Annotated in this window: 20 protein-coding genes; 16 read left to right on the top strand and 4 right to left on the bottom strand. The window is 56.0% G+C overall.

Annotation, left to right across the window (positions count from 1 at the left end):
* Nucleotides 1-9 precede the first annotated feature (9 nt).
* The 10 genes from def to spoVM all read left to right on the top strand — a co-directional run bounded on the left by def (nt 10) and on the right by spoVM (nt 9,564).
* Nucleotides 10-495, top strand: coding sequence for a peptide deformylase (gene def, locus GZH47_RS28800; RefSeq protein WP_162644419.1), 486 nt, complete (start codon nt 10-12; stop codon nt 493-495).
* 3 nt (nt 496-498) lie between these two features.
* Complete coding sequence (gene fmt / locus GZH47_RS28805; RefSeq protein WP_162644421.1) at nt 499-1,446, top strand: methionyl-tRNA formyltransferase; 948 nt, start codon at nt 499-501, stop codon at nt 1,444-1,446.
* Nucleotides 1,447-1,724: 278 nt separating this feature from the next.
* Complete coding sequence (gene rsmB / locus GZH47_RS28810; RefSeq protein ID WP_225446598.1) at nt 1,725-3,146, top strand: 16S rRNA (cytosine(967)-C(5))-methyltransferase RsmB; 1,422 nt, start codon at nt 1,725-1,727, stop codon at nt 3,144-3,146.
* Nucleotides 3,147-3,289: 143 nt separating this feature from the next.
* Nucleotides 3,290-4,336, top strand: coding sequence for a dual-specificity RNA methyltransferase RlmN (gene rlmN, locus GZH47_RS28815; protein WP_162644425.1), 1,047 nt, complete (start codon nt 3,290-3,292; stop codon nt 4,334-4,336).
* A gap of 12 nt (nt 4,337-4,348) precedes the next feature.
* Nucleotides 4,349-5,098: a Stp1/IreP family PP2C-type Ser/Thr phosphatase gene (locus GZH47_RS28820; protein ID WP_162644427.1), complete on the top strand. Its 750-nt coding sequence runs from the start codon at nt 4,349-4,351 to the stop codon at nt 5,096-5,098.
* Between the two features lie 5 nt (nt 5,099-5,103).
* A complete protein-coding gene (gene pknB / locus GZH47_RS28825) occupies nt 5,104-7,371 on the top strand; it encodes a Stk1 family PASTA domain-containing Ser/Thr kinase (RefSeq protein ID WP_162644429.1) in 2,268 nt (755 codons plus the stop codon).
* Nucleotides 7,340-8,290, top strand: a complete 951-nt coding sequence (gene rsgA / locus GZH47_RS28830) for a ribosome small subunit-dependent GTPase A (RefSeq protein ID WP_162644430.1) — start codon at nt 7,340-7,342, stop codon at nt 8,288-8,290. Before pknB ends, rsgA begins: the two co-directional genes overlap by 32 nt.
* A 1-nt stretch (nt 8,291) precedes the next feature.
* Nucleotides 8,292-8,936, top strand: a complete 645-nt coding sequence (rpe, locus tag GZH47_RS28835; protein WP_162644431.1) for a ribulose-phosphate 3-epimerase — start codon at nt 8,292-8,294, stop codon at nt 8,934-8,936.
* A gap of 12 nt (nt 8,937-8,948) precedes the next feature.
* Nucleotides 8,949-9,206 carry a YfhO family protein gene (locus GZH47_RS28840; protein WP_162644432.1) on the top strand — a complete coding sequence of 86 codons (258 nt, stop codon included), beginning with the start codon at nt 8,949-8,951 and terminating at the stop codon, nt 9,204-9,206.
* A 277-nt stretch (nt 9,207-9,483) separates the two neighbouring features.
* Nucleotides 9,484-9,564, top strand: coding sequence for a stage V sporulation protein SpoVM (gene spoVM, locus GZH47_RS28845; RefSeq protein WP_040711006.1), 81 nt, complete (start codon nt 9,484-9,486; stop codon nt 9,562-9,564).
* 154 nt (nt 9,565-9,718) lie between these two features.
* Here spoVM and rpmB read toward each other — a convergent pair whose 3' ends face one another.
* Complete coding sequence (gene rpmB, locus GZH47_RS28850) at nt 9,719-9,907, bottom strand: 50S ribosomal protein L28 (protein WP_162358257.1); 189 nt, start codon at nt 9,905-9,907, stop codon at nt 9,719-9,721.
* A 220-nt stretch (nt 9,908-10,127) separates the two neighbouring features.
* On the opposite strand from rpmB, the gene GZH47_RS28855 reads away from it, so the two are divergent.
* The 5 genes from GZH47_RS28855 (at nt 10,128) to GZH47_RS28875 (ending at nt 15,678) form a co-directional block, all read left to right on the top strand.
* Entirely contained in the window at nt 10,128-10,487 is a 360-nt protein-coding gene (locus GZH47_RS28855) for an Asp23/Gls24 family envelope stress response protein (protein WP_162644433.1), read from the top strand.
* 55 nt (nt 10,488-10,542) lie between these two features.
* A complete protein-coding gene (locus GZH47_RS28860; RefSeq protein ID WP_192043664.1) occupies nt 10,543-12,348 on the top strand; it encodes a DAK2 domain-containing protein in 1,806 nt (601 codons plus the stop codon).
* A gap of 10 nt (nt 12,349-12,358) precedes the next feature.
* Nucleotides 12,359-13,213 (top strand): DegV family protein, encoded by an 855-nt coding sequence (locus tag GZH47_RS28865; protein ID WP_162644435.1) that lies wholly within the window; start codon nt 12,359-12,361, stop codon nt 13,211-13,213.
* A 10-nt stretch (nt 13,214-13,223) separates the two neighbouring features.
* Nucleotides 13,224-15,272, top strand: coding sequence for an ATP-dependent DNA helicase RecG (gene recG, locus GZH47_RS28870; protein ID WP_162644436.1), 2,049 nt, complete (start codon nt 13,224-13,226; stop codon nt 15,270-15,272).
* A 118-nt stretch (nt 15,273-15,390) separates the two neighbouring features.
* On the top strand, nt 15,391-15,678 hold the full coding sequence (locus GZH47_RS28875) for a stage VI sporulation protein F (RefSeq protein ID WP_162644438.1): 288 nt from the start codon (nt 15,391-15,393) through the stop codon (nt 15,676-15,678).
* A gap of 70 nt (nt 15,679-15,748) precedes the next feature.
* Here GZH47_RS28875 and GZH47_RS28880 read toward each other — a convergent pair whose 3' ends face one another.
* On the bottom strand, nt 15,749-16,432 hold the full coding sequence (locus tag GZH47_RS28880; protein ID WP_162644440.1) for an SOS response-associated peptidase: 684 nt from the start codon (nt 16,430-16,432) through the stop codon (nt 15,749-15,751).
* Nucleotides 16,433-16,570: 138 nt separating this feature from the next.
* Here GZH47_RS28880 and GZH47_RS28885 point away from each other — a divergent pair, with 138 nt between their 5' ends.
* On the top strand, nt 16,571-17,968 hold the full coding sequence (locus GZH47_RS28885; RefSeq protein WP_162644442.1) for a DUF2515 family protein: 1,398 nt from the start codon (nt 16,571-16,573) through the stop codon (nt 17,966-17,968).
* Nucleotides 17,969-18,096: 128 nt separating this feature from the next.
* Here the strand turns inward: GZH47_RS28885 and mtnB are convergent, their stop codons facing one another.
* On the bottom strand, nt 18,097-18,741 hold the full coding sequence (mtnB, locus tag GZH47_RS28890; RefSeq protein WP_162644444.1) for a methylthioribulose 1-phosphate dehydratase: 645 nt from the start codon (nt 18,739-18,741) through the stop codon (nt 18,097-18,099).
* Between the two features lie 2 nt (nt 18,742-18,743).
* Nucleotides 18,744-19,415 carry a 2-hydroxy-3-keto-5-methylthiopentenyl-1-phosphate phosphatase gene (locus tag GZH47_RS28895; protein ID WP_162644446.1) on the bottom strand — a complete coding sequence of 224 codons (672 nt, stop codon included), beginning with the start codon at nt 19,413-19,415 and terminating at the stop codon, nt 18,744-18,746.
* Between the last annotated feature and the right edge of the window lie 21 nt (nt 19,416-19,436).

Genomic DNA, 19,436 nt, shown 5'->3' on the forward strand with positions numbered 1-19,436 from the left:
CGATTTTATATGGCAATTCGATTAATCGTGCAGGATCCGGATCCGGTTCTTCGCGAACGTGCGGCAGAAGTGACGAAATTCAATTCCAATTTGCATAAATTGCTGAACGATATGGCAGAAACGATGTACGACGCGGAAGGCGTCGGCTTGGCCGCGCCTCAGGTCGGTATCTCCAAGCGCGTCATCGTCGTGGATGTAGGGGACGACACCGGATTGATCGAAATGGTAAATCCCGAAATCGTGGAGTCGTCGGGCGAGCAGCTCGGTCCGGAAGGCTGCCTCAGCATCGCGAAGCTGAACGGCGACGTTCGCCGCGCGCTGCACGTTAAAGTAAAGGGCTTTGACCGCAACGGCGCGCCAATCGAGATTGAAGCAAGCGAATTCATGGCCCGCGCGTTCCAACATGAAGTCGATCATTTGAACGGGGTGCTGTTTACCGATATCGCGGAATCCATCTACGACGTCAGCAAGCGCCCACGTACGGACGGAGAGTAATTGATGCGCATTGTATTTATGGGAACGCCGGATTTCGCGGTTTCGTCCTTAGAAGCTATCCTTGATGCGGGACATACCGTTGAACTGGTCGTGACGCAGCCCGATCGGCCGAAGGGCCGCAAAAAAACGTTGACGCCGCCTCCGGTCAAGGAAGCGGCGCTTCTTCGCGGTTTGCCGGTCGAACAGCCGGAACGGCTGCGCGGCTCGGAAACGGTAGCCCGAATCGCCGAGCTCAAGCCTGATCTTATCGTGACGGCCGCATACGGCCAAATTCTGCCTAAAGCAGTGCTGGACGTCCCTCGGCTTGGCTGCATTAACGTTCATGGTTCGCTGCTGCCGAGCTACCGCGGCGGGGCGCCGATTCAACGCGCGATCATCAATGGCGAAACGGTAACCGGCGTGACGATCATGTATATGGCGGTCGGTCTAGACACCGGCGACATGATCAGCGTGGTGGAAGTTCCGATTTCGGATACCGATACATCCGGCACGTTGTTCGAGAAATTGACCGCGGCAGGCGCGAAGCTGCTGTCTGAAACGCTGCCGGCCATCGAAGCGGAGACCGTGAAGGCGACGCCTCAAAATAACGATGAAGCGACGTACGCGCCTAACCTGACGCGCGACGACGAGCGAATCGATTGGAGCCGTCCGGCGCGCAGCATTTATAATCAAGTGCGCGGTCTTTCGCCGATGGCGGGCGGGTTTACGATCTGGAATGGCGAGCCGTTCAAGGTATGGGGATGCACGGCGGTGAAGCGCGGCGCATCCGCCGCCGAACCGGGAACGGTGCTGGCTGTATCCGACGACGGCATTCTCGTACAGACGGGCGAAGATGCGCTGCTGTTGACGGTCATCCAACCGGCCGGCAAGAAAGCGATGAACGCCGCCGAATGGCTGAAAGGCGCACGGATGACACCGGGCTCTGCTTTTGGCGCCGGGGGTGAAGCGTGAGCATGGGCGACGGCAAAACGCCGTCTGCGTTCGGACAAGTCCGTAGAGGCATACCGCTAGCTCCGCGGAGCGGCGATACGGCATCTGCCGATGGACAAGCCGGCAAAGCTCAAGCTACCAATGCTCAAGCTACCAAAAGCGGCAAGACTATAGATAAAAATAACGGCAGGCCGGATCAACGCGGCGCGGGAAAGACGCTGGGCAGCAAGCGCTCAGACGGCAAGTCTCCGGGCGGCAAATCTCCGGGCAGCAAGCCGTCAGGCGGCAATCGTCCAGGCATGAGAAACGGGCAGCGTCCCGGAACCAAGCCTGCGCCTGCCAATAAACCGCAACCGCGGCGCAAGACAGCCCGCGAGGTTGCGCTTGAAACGCTGGTTCGCGTTGCGGAATCAGGAGCATACAGCAATCTGCAGTTGAACCGCGCGCTGGAAGACGCCGGCCTCTCGCGCCCGGATGCCGGACTTGCGACGGAGCTCGTATATGGGACCATTCAACATCAGCGGCTGCTCGACGACCGGCTGCAAGCGCTCATTACGAAAGGGTTCCGCAAGCTGGATCCATGGGTATTGGCGCTGCTGCGGATGAGCGCGTATCAGTTGCTTATGCTCGACCGGGTTCCGCCGCACGCGGCCGTGAACGAGGCGGTAGTCATCGCTAAACGCCGCGGTCACAGCGGAATTTCCGGCATGGTCAACGGCGTGCTGCGTAATATGGAGCGCAATCTGGCTGAACTGAAAGAACCAGTCGAGCAGGCGAATCCCGTCCAGCGCATCGGCATTACGCATTCGTATCCGGATTGGCTGGTGAAGCGCTGGATCGCTGCCTACGGGGAAGAAACGGCAGAGCGAATCTGCGCGGCCGGCAACGAACGACCGCATAGCAGCCTCCGTATCAACCCGCTCAAGCTGTCGCGGGATAAAGCGATGCAACTGCTGGCGGACTCGGGCTTCGAAGCGCAGCCTTCCGCGCTTGCGGCGGAAGGCGTCGTCGTAAGCGGCGGCGGCAATCTTGCCCAGTCGGACGGCTATCGGGACGGCTGGTGGACGCTGCAGGACGAGAGCTCCATGCTGGTCGCGGATGTCTGCGCGCCGGAGTCCGGCATGAAGGTGCTGGATTGCTGCGCCGCGCCTGGAGGGAAGACGACGCATCTCGCCGAACTGATGGGCGACCGCGGACAAGTCGTCGCGAACGACGTCCATCCGCATAAGCAGCTGCTAATCGACGAGCACGCCGCGCGCCTCGGGTTGCGCACTGTTCATACGGTCGTCGGGGACGCGGGCACCTTATCGGAGCGATTCGAACCGGACAGCTTTGATCTTGTGCTGCTGGACGCGCCGTGCTCGGGCTTCGGCGTCATTCGCCGTAAACCGGAAATCAAATGGACGAAATCCGAAGCGGATGTCGCGGCGATCGCGGATCTTCAGGCGAAGCTGATGGACGAAGCCGCGAAGCTGGTGCGTCCCGGAGGCGTGCTCGTCTACAGCACCTGCACGATCGAGCAGGAAGAAAATGAGCAGCAGGTACTGAAATTTCTATCAAGCAACGAATCCTTTAAGCTGGATGCCGAATGGCCCGAGCGCGTGCTCCAGCCGCTGCGGGCGAACGGAATCGTCGGCGAAAGCTTCGGCGGCATGGTGCAGCTGCTGCCGCAGCATTTCGGCAGTGACGGATTTTTCATTGCCCGCCTGAAACGTTTGTAAGTTTGCATCGTAAAGCACGAGAGCGCAACGCCCATGACAGCTCTAAAGTGGCCTGTTATGGGCGTTTGTGGTAAAATAACGATGGCAGTGCCCCTTGCAGGGATGCCATGAAAACATTATGCAGAGAAACAGGTGTTTAACCGATGAAACCGTTCATCTACGACTATACGCTGGAGCAGATCCAAGATTGGATGAAAGACAACGGCGAGTCCGCATTCCGGGGCACGCAGCTATTCGAATGGCTTTACGTCAAGCGCGTGAAGAACTTCGAAGAGATGAGCAACTTGTCCAAGCCGCTTCGGCAAAAGCTTCAAGACCATTTTCAATTCGTCACCCTGACTGAAATCACCCGCTTCGAGTCAAAGGACGGCACAGTGAAATTTCTGTTCGGCCTTCACGACAACCATGCGATCGAAACCGTTATTATGCGGCACAGCTATGGCAACAGCATTTGCGTAACGACGCAAGTAGGCTGCCGGATCGGCTGTACGTTCTGCGCTTCCACGCTTGGCGGCCTGAAACGCAATCTGACCGCAGGCGAGATCGTCGCGCAGGTCGTCGTCGCCCAGCAAATGCTGGATGCAACGAACGAGCGCGTATCCAGCATCGTCATCATGGGCTCCGGCGAACCGTTCGAGAATTATGACGCGACCATGACGTTCCTTCGTCTCATGATCCATGAGAAGGGACTGAATATCGGCCAGCGCCATATTACGGTGTCCACGAGCGGCATCGTGCCGAGCATGTACAAATTCGCCGAAGAGAACACGCAGATCAACCTGGCGATTTCGATCCATGCGCCGAACGACAAGCTCCGCTCCAAGCTCATGCCGGTCAACCGCCGCTTCCCGTTCGAGGAAGTGATGGAAGCATGCCGGAATTACATCGCGAAGACCGGGCGTCGCATCACGTTCGAATACGCCTTGATCGGCGGCGTGAACGACCAGAGCGAACATGCGGAAGAACTGGCGAAAGTGCTGAAAGGCATGCTGTGCCACGTCAACTTGATTCCGGTCAATCACGTGCCGGAGCGGGATTACGTACGCACGCCGCGCGAGCAGATTTTCGAGTTCCATCGTATTCTGGAGAAAAACAAAATCAATGCGACGATCCGCAGAGAACAGGGACATGACATTGCAGCGGCTTGCGGACAACTACGTGCTAAACATATGGAGTCTACGGCGGGGTGATCAGTTTTGAAAATGGCTTTGCGAAGTGATATCGGAAGAATTCGACTCTTAAATGAAGACCAGGGCTGGTGCGGCGAGCTGGAGCCTGGTCTTGTCGTTGCAATCGTCGCCGACGGTATGGGCGGCCATCAGGCGGGCGACGTGGCAAGCAAGCTGGCCGTCGATACGTTTCGCGAAGCGCTGCAAGGCTCCACGGCGGCTATGACGCTGGAGGAACGCAAGACGCTGATTAGCCAGGCGATTCTGCAGGCTAATGAAGTTGTTTTCGACACGGCATCCAATAATGAGCAGTACCACAATATGGGCACGACGGTCGTGGCCGCGCTGCTGACGAATGAGAATGGCGTTCTCGGTCATATCGGGGACAGCCGGGCCTATCAATGGCGCGACGGCGTCCTTACGCAGCTGACGGAAGACCATACGCTTGTAAATGAGCTGGTGAAATCCGGGCAAATTACGCCGGAGGAAGCAGCCAAGCATCCGCGCAGGAACGTCCTGACGCGGGCGCTGGGCACAGACCCGCAAGTCGAGGTCGATGTCAGAGGGATTTCTTGGCTGAAGGACGACCTGATTCTCATTTGCAGCGACGGGCTGTCCAGTATGATCGACGCTGCGGCGATTATCGAAACGCTGCAGCAGAATGAGCTTGACTTGGAACAGAAAGCGGACAGGCTCGTCCAGCTTGCGCTCCAGGCGGGCGGAGACGATAATGTGACCGTCGTGCTGCTGCATCATGCCGAAGACACAGAGCTTGAGGGGTGATCGACATGATAGGACATGAGCTTGGCGGAAGATATGAAATTATAACGCGCGTCGGCGGAGGCGGCATGGCGCTTGTTTACAAAGCCCATGACGTATTGTTGAACCGTTTCGTCGCCGTTAAAGTGCTTCGCCAGCAATTCGTGCATGACGAGGAATTTATTCGGCGTTTCAGACGGGAAGCGCAGTCGGCGGCTGCCCTTTCGCATCCGAACGTCGTCAGTATCTATGATGTAGGTCAAGAGGATGATACGCATTACATCGTCATGGAATACGTCGAAGGCAACAATCTGAATGAAATCATCAAAGAACGCGCGCCGCTTCAAGCGGAAGAAGCTGTTCGGATCGCGATTCAAATTTGCGATGCCTTGGAGCACGCGCATCATAACCAAATCATCCATCGCGACATTAAGCCTCATAATATACTTATCGGCAAGAACGGACGCGTGAAAGTTACGGATTTCGGCATCGCCCGCGCCGTAACGTCGTCTACCATCACGCAAACCGGTTCCATGGTCGGCTCGGTTCATTATTTCTCGCCCGAGCATGCCAAAGGATCCGTGACCGGCGAAAAGTCGGACTTGTATTCGCTTGGCATTGTGCTCTATCAGATGCTGACAGGCAAGCTGCCGTTCCTCGGCGAAAGCCCGATCAGCGTCGCGCTGAAGCATTTGCAGGAGAATTTCGAAGAACCGCGCGAGCTCAATCCGTACATACCGCAGAGCGTCGAGAACGTAATCTTGAAGGCGATGCGCAAAAATCAGAACGAGCGGTATCGTTCGGCATCCGAGATGCTGCGCGACCTCGAAACGTGCTTGCAGCCCGAGCGGCTGCGCGAGCCGAAGATCGAGTTCGGCCATCCCGATTTCGACGAGACGCGTGTCATGCCCGCCATCCGCGGCAGCATTTCGGATACGCTGGCAGCCTCCGCGATATCGGCCAAATCCGATCACGCGACTGCCGCCGATCGACCGGAACGCGAACGACAGGAACGCGAACGGGCGGTCCCGGATCGGCAAATGGCCACGACGGCCGCGGCGCGGCCGGATGCGCCCGAAGGTAAGGACGACCGCTGGGATGCCAGCGGCATGGAGGACAAGCGCAAGCGTAAATGGGTGAAGCCCGTCGTAACCGTCGCTTCCACGCTGATCATTATCGTACTTGTTTATTGGGGCGCGATGACCGTACTCGGCTGGTTCGACATCAAAGAGGTCGAAGTGCCGAATGTCGTCAACATGACGGAGACCGATGCCCGCACCGCGCTTGAGCAGGCCGGGCTGAAGGTCGAGGAACCGACCATTAGAACGGACAAAGAAGGCGTCGCCAAGGACATCGTGTACGAGCAGTCGAAGCCGAACCAGCGCGTGAAGGTCGGCGCGTTCATTAAACTGTACGTCAGCACGGGACCGAAGATGGCGACGGCTTCCAACTATCTAGGCAAGTTGTACGAAGATGTGGAAGCCGAGCTCGTCGGACTTGGCGTGAGCAAGGACAATATTGCCAAAGAAGAGATCTACAGCGACGAAGCGCCCGGCACGATTCTCGAACAGACGCCGGCTGCCGGCGAAGAGTTCGATCCGAAGAAAGCATCATTCAAGCTGACCGTCAGCCAAGGCAAAGAAACGTTCAAAATGCCGAAGGTCATCGACAAGATGCAAAGCGCGGCGATCTCGCAGCTTCGCTCTTTGGGACTGACGGTGAACGAAGACGACATCGTCTACGAGAAGAGCTATAAGCCGAAAGGTACCGTCCTTGCCCAATATCCGTATGATCCGGACGCGGAAGTCGCGAAAGGCGCGCCGATCACGCTTACGATCAGCTCCGGCTTGCCGGAAGATGCGCTCGAATACACGTTCAATATGCTCATATCTCCGGCGAAAGCAGGAAAAACGAGCGAGATCCGAATCTATTATACCGACGCGACCGGCGAGAAAATCGAATGGGGCAAGCGCAATATCAAAGACACCCAGCCGTTCTCCGTCAACGTAACGCTGGCGCCGAACACGGAAGCCACGGTGACGATCATGAGGGATAAGCAAGTCGTCGACTCGTTCTCGAAGACGTACGAAGATGTGAAATCGGGAGCTGACTCGCCGCCGGAAACGGTGCCTGGCCAAGATGAGCCGCCCGCCGACCAGCCAGCTCAAGCCGAGGAGAATCCAACGAATGGCAGTACGAACACAACCACAAACTCGCCGACAAACACGGGCACAGATCAAGGAACAAACACAGGAACAGGAACAGATGGAGGAACAGACGCAACCGTCGAGCAATAAAGAAGAGCAATCCGGAAGAATCGTTAAAGCGCTGAGCGGGTATTATTATGTACGCCCTGCCGCGAATCCTTCCGGAAGCGGCAGCGACATTCAATGCCGGGCAAGAGGGATCTTCAAGAAGCGCGGCGAATCGCCGCTTGTCGGCGATATCGTCGATTTCGAAGAGACGGAGAACGGGGAAGGCGCGGTGAATGCAATCAAGCCGCGCTCGTCCGAATTGATTCGTCCGCCGGTGGCGAACGTGGATCTGGCCGTATTGGTGTTCTCCGTAACGGAGCCGGCATTGAATTTACAACTGCTCGACAAGTTTCTCGTTCATATCGAGCATGCCGGGATCCCGGCCGTCTTATGTCTAAGTAAACAGGATTTAGCCGAGAACGGCGTGGAAACGGAAGAAGCGGCGCAGGCGATTCGCGACGTGCGGCGCGTTTACGAGCCCATCGGCTATGAAGTGATCGGAACCAGCTCGAAGCGAGGAGAGGGCACTGCCGAGCTCAAGGAACGGCTTCAGGGGCATTTGGCGGTGTTCGCCGGGCAATCCGGCGTTGGGAAATCTTCGCTGCTGAATGCGCTCGTTCCGGGGCTTACGCTCGAAACGAACGCGATCAGCAACCGGCTGGGACGCGGCAAGCATACGACGCGCCATGTCGAGCTGATCGATATCGGCGGCGGCTTCGTGGCGGATACCCCGGGGTTCAGCCAGCTGGATTTCACCGAGCTCGGCATCGAAGAACTAGGCAGCTGTTTCAAAGAAATGAGGGAGCGGTCCTCCTCGTGCAAGTTCCGGGGCTGCACGCATATCCATGAGCCGGAATGCGCAGTGCTGGAAGCTTTGGAAAGAGGAGAAGTCTCGCCAAGCCGGCACGCCAATTACGTGCTGTTCATGGCAGAGATGAAAGAGAAAAAGCGGAGGTACTGACATGTCTATCATAGCACCATCGATCCTGTCCGCGAACTTCGCGGCACTCGCAGAAGAAATCAAAGACGTGGAACGTGCCGGAGCGGATTGGATTCATATCGACGTCATGGACGGCCATTTCGTGCCGACGCTGACTTTTGGCCCAATGATTATCCAAGCCGTGAGGCCGGCAACGAAGCTCGTATTCGACGTCCATCTCATGATCGAGCAGCCGGAGCTGCACATTCCGAATTACGTCGCGGCGGGAGCGGATCGAATTACCGTTCATGCAGAGGCCTGCGTCCATTTGCACCGCGTCATCCATCAAATCAAAGAAGCCGGTCTGCCTGCGGGCGTAGCGCTGAATCCGGCTACGCCGATCCATGTATTGGAGAACGTCATCGACGATATCGACATGGTATTGATCATGACGGTCAATCCCGGCTTCGGCGGCCAGAAGTTCATCCCGCAATCGCTGAACAAGATTCGCCAGCTGCGCGAGCTGCTGACGGCGCGCGGACGCGGCGACATGCTCATTCAGGTCGACGGCGGCATTAACGCCGATACGGCTCCGCTCGTCAGGGAAGCGGGAAGCGACGTCTTCGTAGCAGGCAATGCCGTGTTTACCGAACGGGATCGCGCGGCGGCCATCGCTGCACTGCGTTAAGGGGCGTTTCGCATGGGTGAGCGTCTGAAGAAAGCATTCCTGCTGTTCCTGTACAGCGCCGGGTGCGGCATCTTTTTGTTCGTGTTCACGATTATGAAGGGCATGGCGAACCTGGCGTTCTCCTTGCTTGCCGTACTCATCGCGATCCATTACTTCAAGCGGGTCTCGTCGATCCGCTCGCGCATTGCGTTTGTCGTGCTCGCGCTGCTGTTTTTTCTTATTTCCGTCTTTATCTATGCAGCCGTAACGGCTGCAAAAACCGCTCCTTAGAAGGGTTCACTGACAGGGCATCGGCTAAAGCCAAGTCCTCCGGGTTGGAATAGGACAGTCTTCGGGCGCATAGGATGGTTACATGAACGAACGTTCTTGTAGCCTTTTTTTGTGGGAACTTACTTGAAGGCGGGGAACTGTTACGGATGTTTATCACCTGCTGTCAGGGCGAGTTGCGCCAAGGCTATCCTTGCTCATGCGAGGCAACGACAGCTTGTATTCTGCCTGCAGATGCTCTTTCAGTGCAGTGCCAGCAAAACCTTAGGAGGGGTGGAGCATGAAATTTTACACAATCAAGCTGCCGAAGTTTTTAGGTGGCTTTGTGAAGGCGATTCTAAATACGTTTCAGAAGAGCTAACGGCGGCGCTCCGAACGGCAGCCCCTGGAACGGCCCTGAGCATGCGGGAATCTGAGCGCGAAAGAACCGTAAGTGGCGGCGGAGCTTTCGCGTTTAGACATGCAAAAAAGCACCTGATATGGATCAGGTGCTTTTTGTTCATGGCTTTATGCCACTATACACGTGTAACAAGACCGGATTTAAGAGCACGAGTGCTGACATAAACGCGTTTTGGCTTGCCGTTAACTAGGATTCTAACTTTCTGAACGTTAACGCCCCAAGAGCGGCGGGTTTTGTTGTTAGCGTGCGAAACGTTGTTACCTACGCCAGGGCCTTTGCCCGTAACGAAACATTTGCGAGACATGGAATACACCTCCCTTAAAGAATCACTGCAAACAAACAGACTCCAATATAATAGCACAAGTATTGGCTTTCTACAAGCGCTTGTCAACATTCGTTTCTGCCCTCTACAGCTTAAAAAATGAAGAAAAGAGTCGAGAATGGGGGGCTGGACTTCAAAATCGTTCAAATTTATAGTACAATGTGGTTTAGTCCATAATAAAACGGTGAAGGAGTGGTTTTCCATGCCTGTGCAGATTAATTCCGAATTCGGAAACGTATTTATAACCGATCATGTGATTTCCGTCCTTGCCGGTTCAGCAGCGATGGATTGTTATGGACTGGTAGGCATGGCTTCAAGAAAGCAGCTCAAAGACGGCATAGCCGAGCTGCTGGGTCGAGATAATCTGTCGCGCGGTGTAGAAGTCCACCGAGAGAACGATTTCTTACACATAGATTTATACATCATCGTTAGCTACGGCACAAAAATTTCCGAAGTCGCACATAACATTCAGTCGAAAGTGAAATATGTGATGAACGAGGTTGTCGGCGTTAAGGTAGACGTTGTCAATATTTTTGTCCAAGGCGTACGGGTATCTCGGTAGGAAGGGGTAATCACGCTTGATTAAACGCTTTATTAACGGCTCGGATTTTATGAGCATGGTCCTGAGCGGAGCGGACAATCTGCACCAAAACGAAGCGCGCATAAACGCTCTGAATGTATTCCCGGTTCCGGACGGAGATACGGGATCCAATATGAATTTGACGATGACCTCGGGCAAGCGCGAACTTCAAAAATATCCGAATCCTGCAGTGGGCAAAGTTGCGGAAGCGCTTTCTAAAGGCCTGCTGATGGGTGCGCGGGGCAATTCCGGCGTTATCTTGTCCCAGCTGTTCAGAGGCTTCTCCAAGAGCATCGCCGCCCAAGAGCAAATCGATGCGCAGCAGTTTGCTGCGGCTTTGCAGAATGGCGTCGATTTGGCATACAAAGCGGTTGTGAAGCCGGTCGAAGGCACTATACTGACAGTGGCCAAAGACACGGCTAGGCATGCCGTAACGTTTGCGAAGCGCAATAACGATATCGTTCAGCTCCTGCAGGAGATCCACACTAGAGCCCAAGAGTCGCTGGCTCGCACGCCTGATCTGCTGCCGGTACTGAAACAAGTCGGCGTCGTCGATTCCGGCGGGCAAGGTCTCGTCTGTATTTACGAAGGCTTCCTGAGCAGCATCGCCCAGGAACTCGGAGGCTCGAATGATCAACCGATCGGCTCGGAAGCGGCTATGCCTTTCCGTGTTCCGGCTGCCGGAAAACCTCCGGTTGCCGCGCCGCCGCGTCCGACGGCTTTCCAGCATGCCAGCGCGCAATCCAAAATCGAAACGGAACATATCGAGTTTTTGTACGATATGGAGTTTTTCATCAACCGTAAGCAGACGGGCCGCACGGGCCTGCGTTTCGACGAGGCGCTGTTCAAAGGCATGCTGAGCAGGGACGGGGATTCCATTCTCGTCATTGTGGACGATGATATCATTAAAGTTCATGTGCATACGCGCAAGCCGGGCGACGTGCTCAACTATGCGCTTCCGTACGGCGAGCTGACGGAAATTCATATTTTGAACATGCGCGAGCAGCACCGCGATCTGCTGCATGAAGAAGAGAGCGCAGCGGTTACGAGCGGTATTCAATCCGGATCGGTAGAAGTGCTTCCGGAAACGGCAGTCGTCGAAGAAGCCGCGCTCGGCTTGGCTGTCTCCGAAGTGCTGACGGGTACGCCTGCGGATGCGTTGTCCGCTGAACAGGCTCATGAATGGGCGCCGTTCGGCCTCATTGCGGTTGCAATGGGAGAAGGCATTCGATCGATCTTCCTCGACAACAATGTAGACGTCGTATTGACCGGCGGGCAGACGATGAACCCGTCGACGGAAGATTTCGTGAAGGCGATCGAATCACTCTCGGCGGAGCACATCTACTTGCTGCCGAATAACAGCAATATTATTCTAGCCGCAGGGCAGGCAGCGGAACTCAGCGGGCGAAACGTAACCGTTATCGGCACGAAGAACATTCCGCAGGGCTTGGCTGCCGTACTGGCCTTCCGTGAAGAGGAAGCGGCGGAAGTCAATACGCATGCGATGAACGAGGCCGTGCTCCATGTGCGGTCAGGCCAAGTGACGAATGCGGTCCGGAATACGACCATTGACGGCATTTCCATTCATGAAGGCGATTATATCGGAATTATGGAGAAGACGATCGTCACCGCTGCACCAAGCCTGCAAGAAACGTGCAGAGAGCTGCTTGGGCGCATGCTGGAGGACGGCGGCGAGTTGGTTACCGTATTGACCGGCGAGCAGGCGAAAGCGTCGGATACGGCTGAATTGACGGCCTGGGCCAGGGAGATGTTCCCGGATGCGGAGTTTGAAGTCCACGAAGGCGGCCAGCCGCTGTATCCGTACTTAATAGCGGTCGAATAGGGGTGCGAAGATGGGCGGAATAAAAATCGTAACAGACAGCACGGCAGACATCCCGAAGCGCGTCAGAGAGCAGCTGGGCATCGAGATGATCCCGCTAAAGGTCATATTCGGGACAGATTCTTTCCTGGATGGCATTTCGATTTCGAACGAACAATTTTACGAGCGGCTCACTTCCTCGAGCACGCTGCCGACGACGTCGCAGCCTTCTCCTGTCGAGTTCACCGAGGCGTACGAGAGGCTGATGAAGAAGTTTCCGGATTCCGCGATCATTTCCATTCATCTAGCCGCGGTCTTGAGCGGTACGTTCCAATCGGCGATTATTGGCTCGACGATGATGGAGCAGGCCGGCGACGTGACGGTCATCGATTCCAAATCCGTTTCCTACGGTCTTGGGATGCAAGTCGTGAAAGCGGCTGAAATGGCAAATGCCGGAGCGTCGAAGGACGAAATCGTGGCAGCGGTCGAAGCGATCCAACAAGACATGAAAATGTACTTCCTCGTCGATACGCTCGAGTATTTGCAGAAGGGCGGCCGGATCGGCAAAGCCGCGGCGCTCTTCGGTTCGATTCTGAACATCAAGCCGATTCTGAAGCTCGACAAGGAAGGCGAGGTTTCCGCGGTCGACAAGGTGCGGGGCACGAAGAAAGCGATGCAGCGCATTATCGATTTGTTCAAGGCCGATTTCGGCAACGATCCGATTGAAATGACGGTGGGCTGGACGCATAAGCGCGAGCTGGCGCTTGAGCTTGCCGCGCTTGCGCAAGCGCAGTTGAACGTACATCATATCAGGCAAACGGATATCGGCTCGGTTATCGGAACGCATGCCGGTCCCGGAGCTGCGGCATTATTCATTACACGGGTGTGAGGTCATGGGGATGAAGCTGGATGAAATACCCGTCCGGCAAATGAAAGGCGTGAGTGCTCAGAAAGAACTGGAGCTTCACGCCTTTGGCGTTCATACGATCGCGGATTTGCTGGACTATTTTCCGTTTCGATACGAAGATTATCGCATTCGGACACTTGGGGAAGCGAAAGACGGCGAGAAGGCGACAGTAGAAGGCAAAATCATGGGCAATCCGCTGCTGCAGCGGTATGGACGAGCAAAGACGCGGCTGACCTGCAAAATTGCGATCGACGGCGTGCTGGTGACGGCGGTATGGTTCAACCGCCACTTCTTGCAGGAGCAGCTCGTTCCGGGGCGCGACATTATCCTGACGGGGAAATGGGAGCAGAAGCGGCTGCAAATCACCGTGACGGACTCGGAGTTTCCCGACAAAGGCACGGCGCGTTCAGGCACGCTGCAATCCGTCTACTCTGTCGGCGGAAGCGTAACGCAGCAGTGGATGCGCAAGACGATCACGCAAGCGATCGCTCAATACGGCTCGATGGTGGAGGAAACGCTGCCGGTCGAACTCATGGACAAGTATGATTTTATGCTGCGTCGCGAAGCGGTGAGGCATATCCATCAGCCCGACGACATTGCACAAGGACAAGCTGCCAGACGCCGGCTCGTGTACGAGGAGCTGTTCTTGTTCCAGCTGAAGCTGCAGGCATACCGCTCCATGAACCGCAAACGGATGGACGGCGTCGCCCATGTGGTCGATGCGGAGTCGATCAGAGCATTCTCGCGGACGCTGCCTTTCGAATTGACGGATTCGCAGAAGAAGGTCGTCAACGAAATTCTGATCGATATGCGCTCGCATGCCTGCATGAATCGACTGCTGCAGGGGGATGTCGGCTCCGGCAAGACGGTCGTCGCTGCGATCGCGCTGTTTGCGACTGTCAAAGCGGGTCACCAAGGCGCGCTCATGGTGCCGACGGAGATTCTTGCCGAGCAGCATTACCGTTCCTTGCAGAACCTGCTGGGCAGCATAGGCTTGCAAGTGTCGCTGTTGACCGGCAGTTTGACTGAGAAGAAACGGCGCGAAGTCCTTGCAGGTCTGCAAATGGGGCTGACCGACGTCGTGGTCGGCACGCAGGCCATAATCCAGGACGGCGTCTTCTTCCGCAGTCTCGGGCTTGTCGTAACGGATGAGCAGCATCGCTTCGGCGTTAATCAGCGAAGCGTTCTGCGACGCAAAGGGTTGAATCCCGACGTATTGACGATGACGGCAACGCCGATTCCGCGGACGCTTGCCATTACGGCGTTCGGGGATCTGGATGTCTCCACGCTGAAGGAGAGACCGCATGGCCGAAAGCCGATCCAGACGAATTGGGTCAAGCATTCCATGCTTGACCGCGTGCTCGGATTCATACGCCGGGAAGCGGAGGCAGGCAGACAGTGTTATTTCATCTGCCCGCTGATCGAGGAGTCGGACAAGCTGGATGTACAGAACGCCATCGACCTGCATGTTCAAATCCAGCAGGCGTTTCCGGATTTGAGAATCGGCCTGCTTCACGGCAGGTTGTCGGCTGCGGAGAAGGACGAGGTCATGCGGGCTTTCGGCGCGAATGAAGTGCATGTTCTCGTAGCGACGACGGTCGTGGAAGTAGGCGTCGATGTGCCGAACGCGACGCTGATGGTCATCATGGACGCCGATCGTTTCGGTTTATCGCAGCTGCATCAGCTGCGCGGGCGCGTTGGCCGCGGCGGCCATCAGTCGTATTGCGTGCTCATTGCCGATCCGAAGTCGGAAACCGGCCGCGAACGGATGAAGATCATGACGGAGACGGATGACGGATTCGAGGTGTCCAGGCGGGATTTGGAGCTGCGGGGGCCAGGCGACTTCTTCGGTACCAAACAGAGCGGGGTGCCGGATTTCAAGCTGGCCGACATGGCCGCGGATTTCGCGGTGCTGGAAGAGGCGCGCGACGATGCTGCGGAACTGACGGCCAAAGCTGAATTTTGGACCGAAGCGCCCTATGCGCGGCTCCGTGAAGCTCTCCGGAAAGATCAACTTTTTCAAGGAGAACTTTTGGACTAGTTTTTAAAGCGGAATTCCCGGCATATAGTACATCTATAGGAAGGTTGGAAGGCGAGCCGTTGCACTTGGAGCTTGAAACGACGGCCGCTGAAGCTGGACGGAGGTGCTATAACCGGAGATGAGCTATACAAAATTTGGCATTCGGCCCGAGCTGGTTGAGCGCGTAAAAGTAAAAATGAAAAATCCGGTCATTAAGGACCGGATTAAAATGCTGCTGAACGGCGTCAACAAGTATGATTTGCAAGACCGCGTCAAGGTACGGAAACTCGTCCGCATGGCGGCAGGCATCATGCAGGAGAACGTGACCGAACAGCAGGAAGAACAGCTGATCGCATTCATCGTTGCACAGAAAATCGATCCGAACAATACGCTGCACTTAATTAAATTATGGGCGATGTTCCGCTGATCCTTCGGGGTCGGCGGTTTTTTTATTGCAACTAGCCATTGCAAGGCCAGCGTCAGGTCACGTCGAAGCCTTAAGCATTGGAGACGAGCGGAGCGATGCACGAATCGTCGTCTTTCTTGACGCTGCCGACGCCGGCGCCTACCGGGTAAGCCTCTAGCTGCTCGGCGGGAAAGGGCTGAAGCAGACGGTTCAGCACTTGGGGATCGTTCATGGATCGGTCCAGCCAGGTCGCTTCGTCCTCCCGTTGCAGGATGACCGGCATCCGGTCGTGAATCGGCGCCATCAGCGAATTGGGCGCGGTCGTAAGAATGGTGCATGTGCTGAGCTTGATGCCTTCCGCCGACGTCCACGTATCGTACAGCCCGGCCATGCTGAACAGCTTGCGGTCGCGTCTCACAATACGCATCGGCTGTTTGCGGTTGTCATCTTGCTGCTGCCATTCATAGAAACCGTCAGCCGGGATGATGCAGCGCTTGCGGCTCATTAACGGCCGGAAAGCGGGCTTGTCCCAGACGGTTTCGGACCGCGCGTTAATCATTTTATTACCGAGCTTGATGCTCTCCGCCCAGGAAGGGACCAGTCCCCATTTCAGCTCGCCGAGCTTGTTCTTCGTTCCGTCATTGATGACGGCCAGCACCATTTGACCGGGAGCGACGTTGAATTTGGGCTGCTGGAAAGGAACATTGGAATCGGCAACCCAATAGTGCAGCATGAGCTCCTCCAGCGTAACGGTTATCGTATATCGTCCGCACATGCGAATCGGCCTCCTGTGTTCGTAGTGGCACAACCTTGAATTAGCTATAGTATACTACAGCGGCTAATCATTGGCAGCGAAGCTCATACTAATGGACATCGGTTGACTTCTGGGAGCAAGAGGAGGGAGGCTGGATTTATGCCGCAGCATCGTCCACAGCGAAGCAAGCCTTCGCTGTTTGCCTGGCTGATTCATATCATTCGCGTTGTTAGAAATTATGTCCTGCACAAGCAGGATGCCCGGAATACGTCGCATGAGCTTGCCGAGCATGCCTTGCCCGCATCGATACGCCGCGAGCTCGTAGACGAGTTGTTCGCGGACCTGCAGGCAGCTGCCATAAGCACGGGCGGGATCGAAGTAACCCTTGCATCCACGGTCGACGAACCGGCTGCCGAGGCTAATCGATCGTTCAGCAATGACGTATCCGCGGGCGGTCCGGCGAACGACGAGGTTTATTCGGACCAGGAACGCGCGCTGATGCATCGCATTCATCACGAAACCGAGATAGCAAACCGGAATAATGTTACGCGTACGGAGGCGTATCGCGCCGTCTATTATCGCAGCCCGGAGCTGCAATGGGCGCTGCTCGCCCATTTGGTTTCCCGCAACGGCGGGTGGAACATGACGGATTTGCAGGGAGAATTGCTTCCCGAGCTGATGGACGAGGAAACCCGCCGGCATACATTTATTTTGCTTGAGCGAATCAATTCGCTTATTTTCCATGACGCCTACCCGCAATTGCTGCTGTATGAGGCTTCGCGCAGGGAAGGGAAGGATCTGTCGAGGCTGCTGCCATGCTTCGGCGTCTCGCGGTTCATGCTCCCCGTCTGGAAGCAATTCTGGCAGCATGGGGATTCCGTCTTGCTTACGACCGCGCTGATCGTGAACGAACAGCATGTCATCGAGAAACCAATCGTCCAAAGCGATTATTTCAAGGCGCATGTGCTTGAGCGACCCATGTTCTTGATGCAAATCCCGCTGCAGACGAACACGGTCGTCATGCCTTACGGTTCGCCGCTCGATGCCGGAGGCGAGATGATGCTGGCTGGACTGGTGCTGGAAAACTTCATGAACGTCAAAGAGCGCATTGAATTCGGCAAACGGTTGTACGCCATCCTGATCTGCGTTCCGGATGTGATGGAAGGCGTGATGGCGTTCGTTCGCGGGGTGCATCATACCGGTTCGCGCGCGGATTACGCGCCGCATCTGTTTGCGAAAGAACGCGGCGGCGATTGGAAATCCGCTGCGTATCACGAGAAGCTTGAAGGCTGCGCTTTAATAGAGGGAGCCAAGAAAATGCTTAGTCCCGAGCTGTCCGCCGCCTGGGAGGATATAGATGCAGCGCTGCCCGACCGGACGGACTGGTATGAGAACGCGGATGCGATTAGCGATTATTTCGAAGCGCTGCCGCTGCCGGAAATCTTCGAAATCACCTTCGAGCACTGCATGGCGCTCAACAAACTGGAACTGGCCGTTCAAGCGAAGCAGCGTTTCGGCGCCCACAAGAAGGTACGTCCGTCGCCGTCGTCCCAGTAAGCATAATCCATCCTGCGCATATAACAAAAGGCGCAAACGTCCGCTGTTGATCCAGCAGGCGTTTGCGCCTTCATTGTCGTACCGTCTTTGCTTTCCGGGGGAAGGCGAGCTGCTTAACGTGCTTAACATTATCGTTTCAGCAGTTCCCAGCGGTACACGTACTCGAACAGAAACTCGAACGCTTCCAAATGGCGTTTGGCCTCGAACGCGTTCGCGCCCCATGCGTAGATGCCGTGTTTACGCAGCATGATGCCGGGGATTCGTTTGTCCAGCCGCTCCGTCACTTCGGGCACGATGCTCGGAATGTGGGCGAAGTTGGATACGATCGGAATGTCGATATGCGCTTCCTCGTCCCAAATGTTGAGCGCTTTGATAAGCTCGACGCCATCCACCGGAATGGATTTACGCTCCCAGAACAGTTCGGATACCAAATTGTTGAACACCGTATGGACATGGAAAATCGCGCCGCAGCCGGTCTGCTTGTAAATCTCGCAATGGATCAGCGTCTCGGCGGAAGGCTTCAGCTTCGTCAGCTCGCTTGGCTTGCCTTCTTGGTCGACGAACAGGAAATCTTCCGGCGTCGACAGCGATTTGTCCTTGCCGCTGGCGGTGATGGCGAAATGAAAGTCCTCCGGGGAAAAATCGCCGACGCGGATGGACAGATTGCCGCTGGTGCCTTGGAACCAGCCGCGCCCGGCGAAGAGACTCTTCACTTCCGTCAGTTCGGCGAGCGCTGTCTGCTTGGCTTCTAATGGAATGTGTGCGAAAGACATCGTTATGATTTCGCCTCCTGCTGCTTTAATTGTTCGATAACGTCATGAAACGTCTCGTATTCGTGGTAAGGAAGTCCAAGCTCCGCGCATTTCAAGGTGAGATGGGAGCGGGAGAACACGACGTCGACCAGCTTGGCGCCTTCGAAGTCCGTCACGCTGTCGCCGATTAGAATGCGCTCGTACCGGTCGGCAGGGAATCGGTTGATGATCGTTTTCTTGCACATGCCGCAATCCGTCGTGCATTGGCCTTCGCATGGATGCGGCCAAGTGATTTGGATCCGTTCGCCGGAGAAATCGCTGCCGTTGCAATAAATATGATCTTCCGGAATTCCGAAGGGCGCAAGCAGCGGATAGACGAAGAAGTCGATCCCGCCGCTCGTGACGTAGAACTGAATGTCATTGTCTTTGCAATAGTCCAGCAAATCCGTGAATCCGGCCCGGATGCGGGCATTGGAGATCGAGAAATCGACCACTTCGCGCTTCATGGACGATGGCAGGAGACGGAACATTTCGCCTACGCCTTGCTTGATGCTCTTGGTCTGGTTGACGACGCTGTTCACGATCGCTTCCCAGCCCGGCGGGTTGAAGTGGCGGATGATCGCCACGATATTATCGTTCTCGGTAATCGTACCGTCAAAATCGCAAAAGATAACGCGCTGCTTCTGTTTCGTCATAGCTGTCTGTGCCTCGTTCGT

The organism is Paenibacillus rhizovicinus (genome assembly GCF_010365285.1).
Classification (GTDB): Bacteria; Bacillota; Bacilli; order Paenibacillales; family Paenibacillaceae; genus Paenibacillus_Z; species Paenibacillus_Z rhizovicinus.

Bases quoted from the DNA above. Each gene is read 5' to 3' on its own strand.
- def (WP_162644419.1), top strand. From the start codon at position 10: ATGGCAATTCGATTAATCGTGCAGGATCCGGATCCGGTTCTTCGCGAA.
- fmt (WP_162644421.1), top strand. From the start codon at position 499: ATGCGCATTGTATTTATGGGAACGCCGGATTTCGCGGTTTCGTCCTTA.
- rsmB (WP_225446598.1), top strand. From the start codon at position 1,725: ATGAGAAACGGGCAGCGTCCCGGAACCAAGCCTGCGCCTGCCAATAAA.
- rlmN (WP_162644425.1), top strand. From the start codon at position 3,290: ATGAAACCGTTCATCTACGACTATACGCTGGAGCAGATCCAAGATTGG.
- GZH47_RS28820 (WP_162644427.1), top strand. From the start codon at position 4,349: ATGGCTTTGCGAAGTGATATCGGAAGAATTCGACTCTTAAATGAAGAC.
- pknB (WP_162644429.1), top strand. From the start codon at position 5,104: ATGATAGGACATGAGCTTGGCGGAAGATATGAAATTATAACGCGCGTC.
- rsgA (WP_162644430.1), top strand. From the start codon at position 7,340: ATGGAGGAACAGACGCAACCGTCGAGCAATAAAGAAGAGCAATCCGGA.
- rpe (WP_162644431.1), top strand. From the start codon at position 8,292: ATGTCTATCATAGCACCATCGATCCTGTCCGCGAACTTCGCGGCACTC.
- GZH47_RS28840 (WP_162644432.1), top strand. From the start codon at position 8,949: ATGGGTGAGCGTCTGAAGAAAGCATTCCTGCTGTTCCTGTACAGCGCC.
- spoVM (WP_040711006.1), top strand. From the start codon at position 9,484: ATGAAATTTTACACAATCAAGCTGCCGAAGTTTTTAGGTGGCTTTGTG.
- rpmB (WP_162358257.1), bottom strand. From the start codon at position 9,907: ATGTCTCGCAAATGTTTCGTTACGGGCAAAGGCCCTGGCGTAGGTAAC.
- GZH47_RS28855 (WP_162644433.1), top strand. From the start codon at position 10,128: ATGCCTGTGCAGATTAATTCCGAATTCGGAAACGTATTTATAACCGAT.
- GZH47_RS28860 (WP_192043664.1), top strand. From the start codon at position 10,543: ATGGTCCTGAGCGGAGCGGACAATCTGCACCAAAACGAAGCGCGCATA.
- GZH47_RS28865 (WP_162644435.1), top strand. From the start codon at position 12,359: ATGGGCGGAATAAAAATCGTAACAGACAGCACGGCAGACATCCCGAAG.
- recG (WP_162644436.1), top strand. From the start codon at position 13,224: ATGAAGCTGGATGAAATACCCGTCCGGCAAATGAAAGGCGTGAGTGCT.
- GZH47_RS28875 (WP_162644438.1), top strand. From the start codon at position 15,391: ATGAGCTATACAAAATTTGGCATTCGGCCCGAGCTGGTTGAGCGCGTA.
- GZH47_RS28880 (WP_162644440.1), bottom strand. From the start codon at position 16,432: ATGTGCGGACGATATACGATAACCGTTACGCTGGAGGAGCTCATGCTG.
- GZH47_RS28885 (WP_162644442.1), top strand. From the start codon at position 16,571: ATGCCGCAGCATCGTCCACAGCGAAGCAAGCCTTCGCTGTTTGCCTGG.
- mtnB (WP_162644444.1), bottom strand. From the start codon at position 18,741: ATGTCTTTCGCACACATTCCATTAGAAGCCAAGCAGACAGCGCTCGCC.
- GZH47_RS28895 (WP_162644446.1), bottom strand. From the start codon at position 19,415: ATGACGAAACAGAAGCAGCGCGTTATCTTTTGCGATTTTGACGGTACG.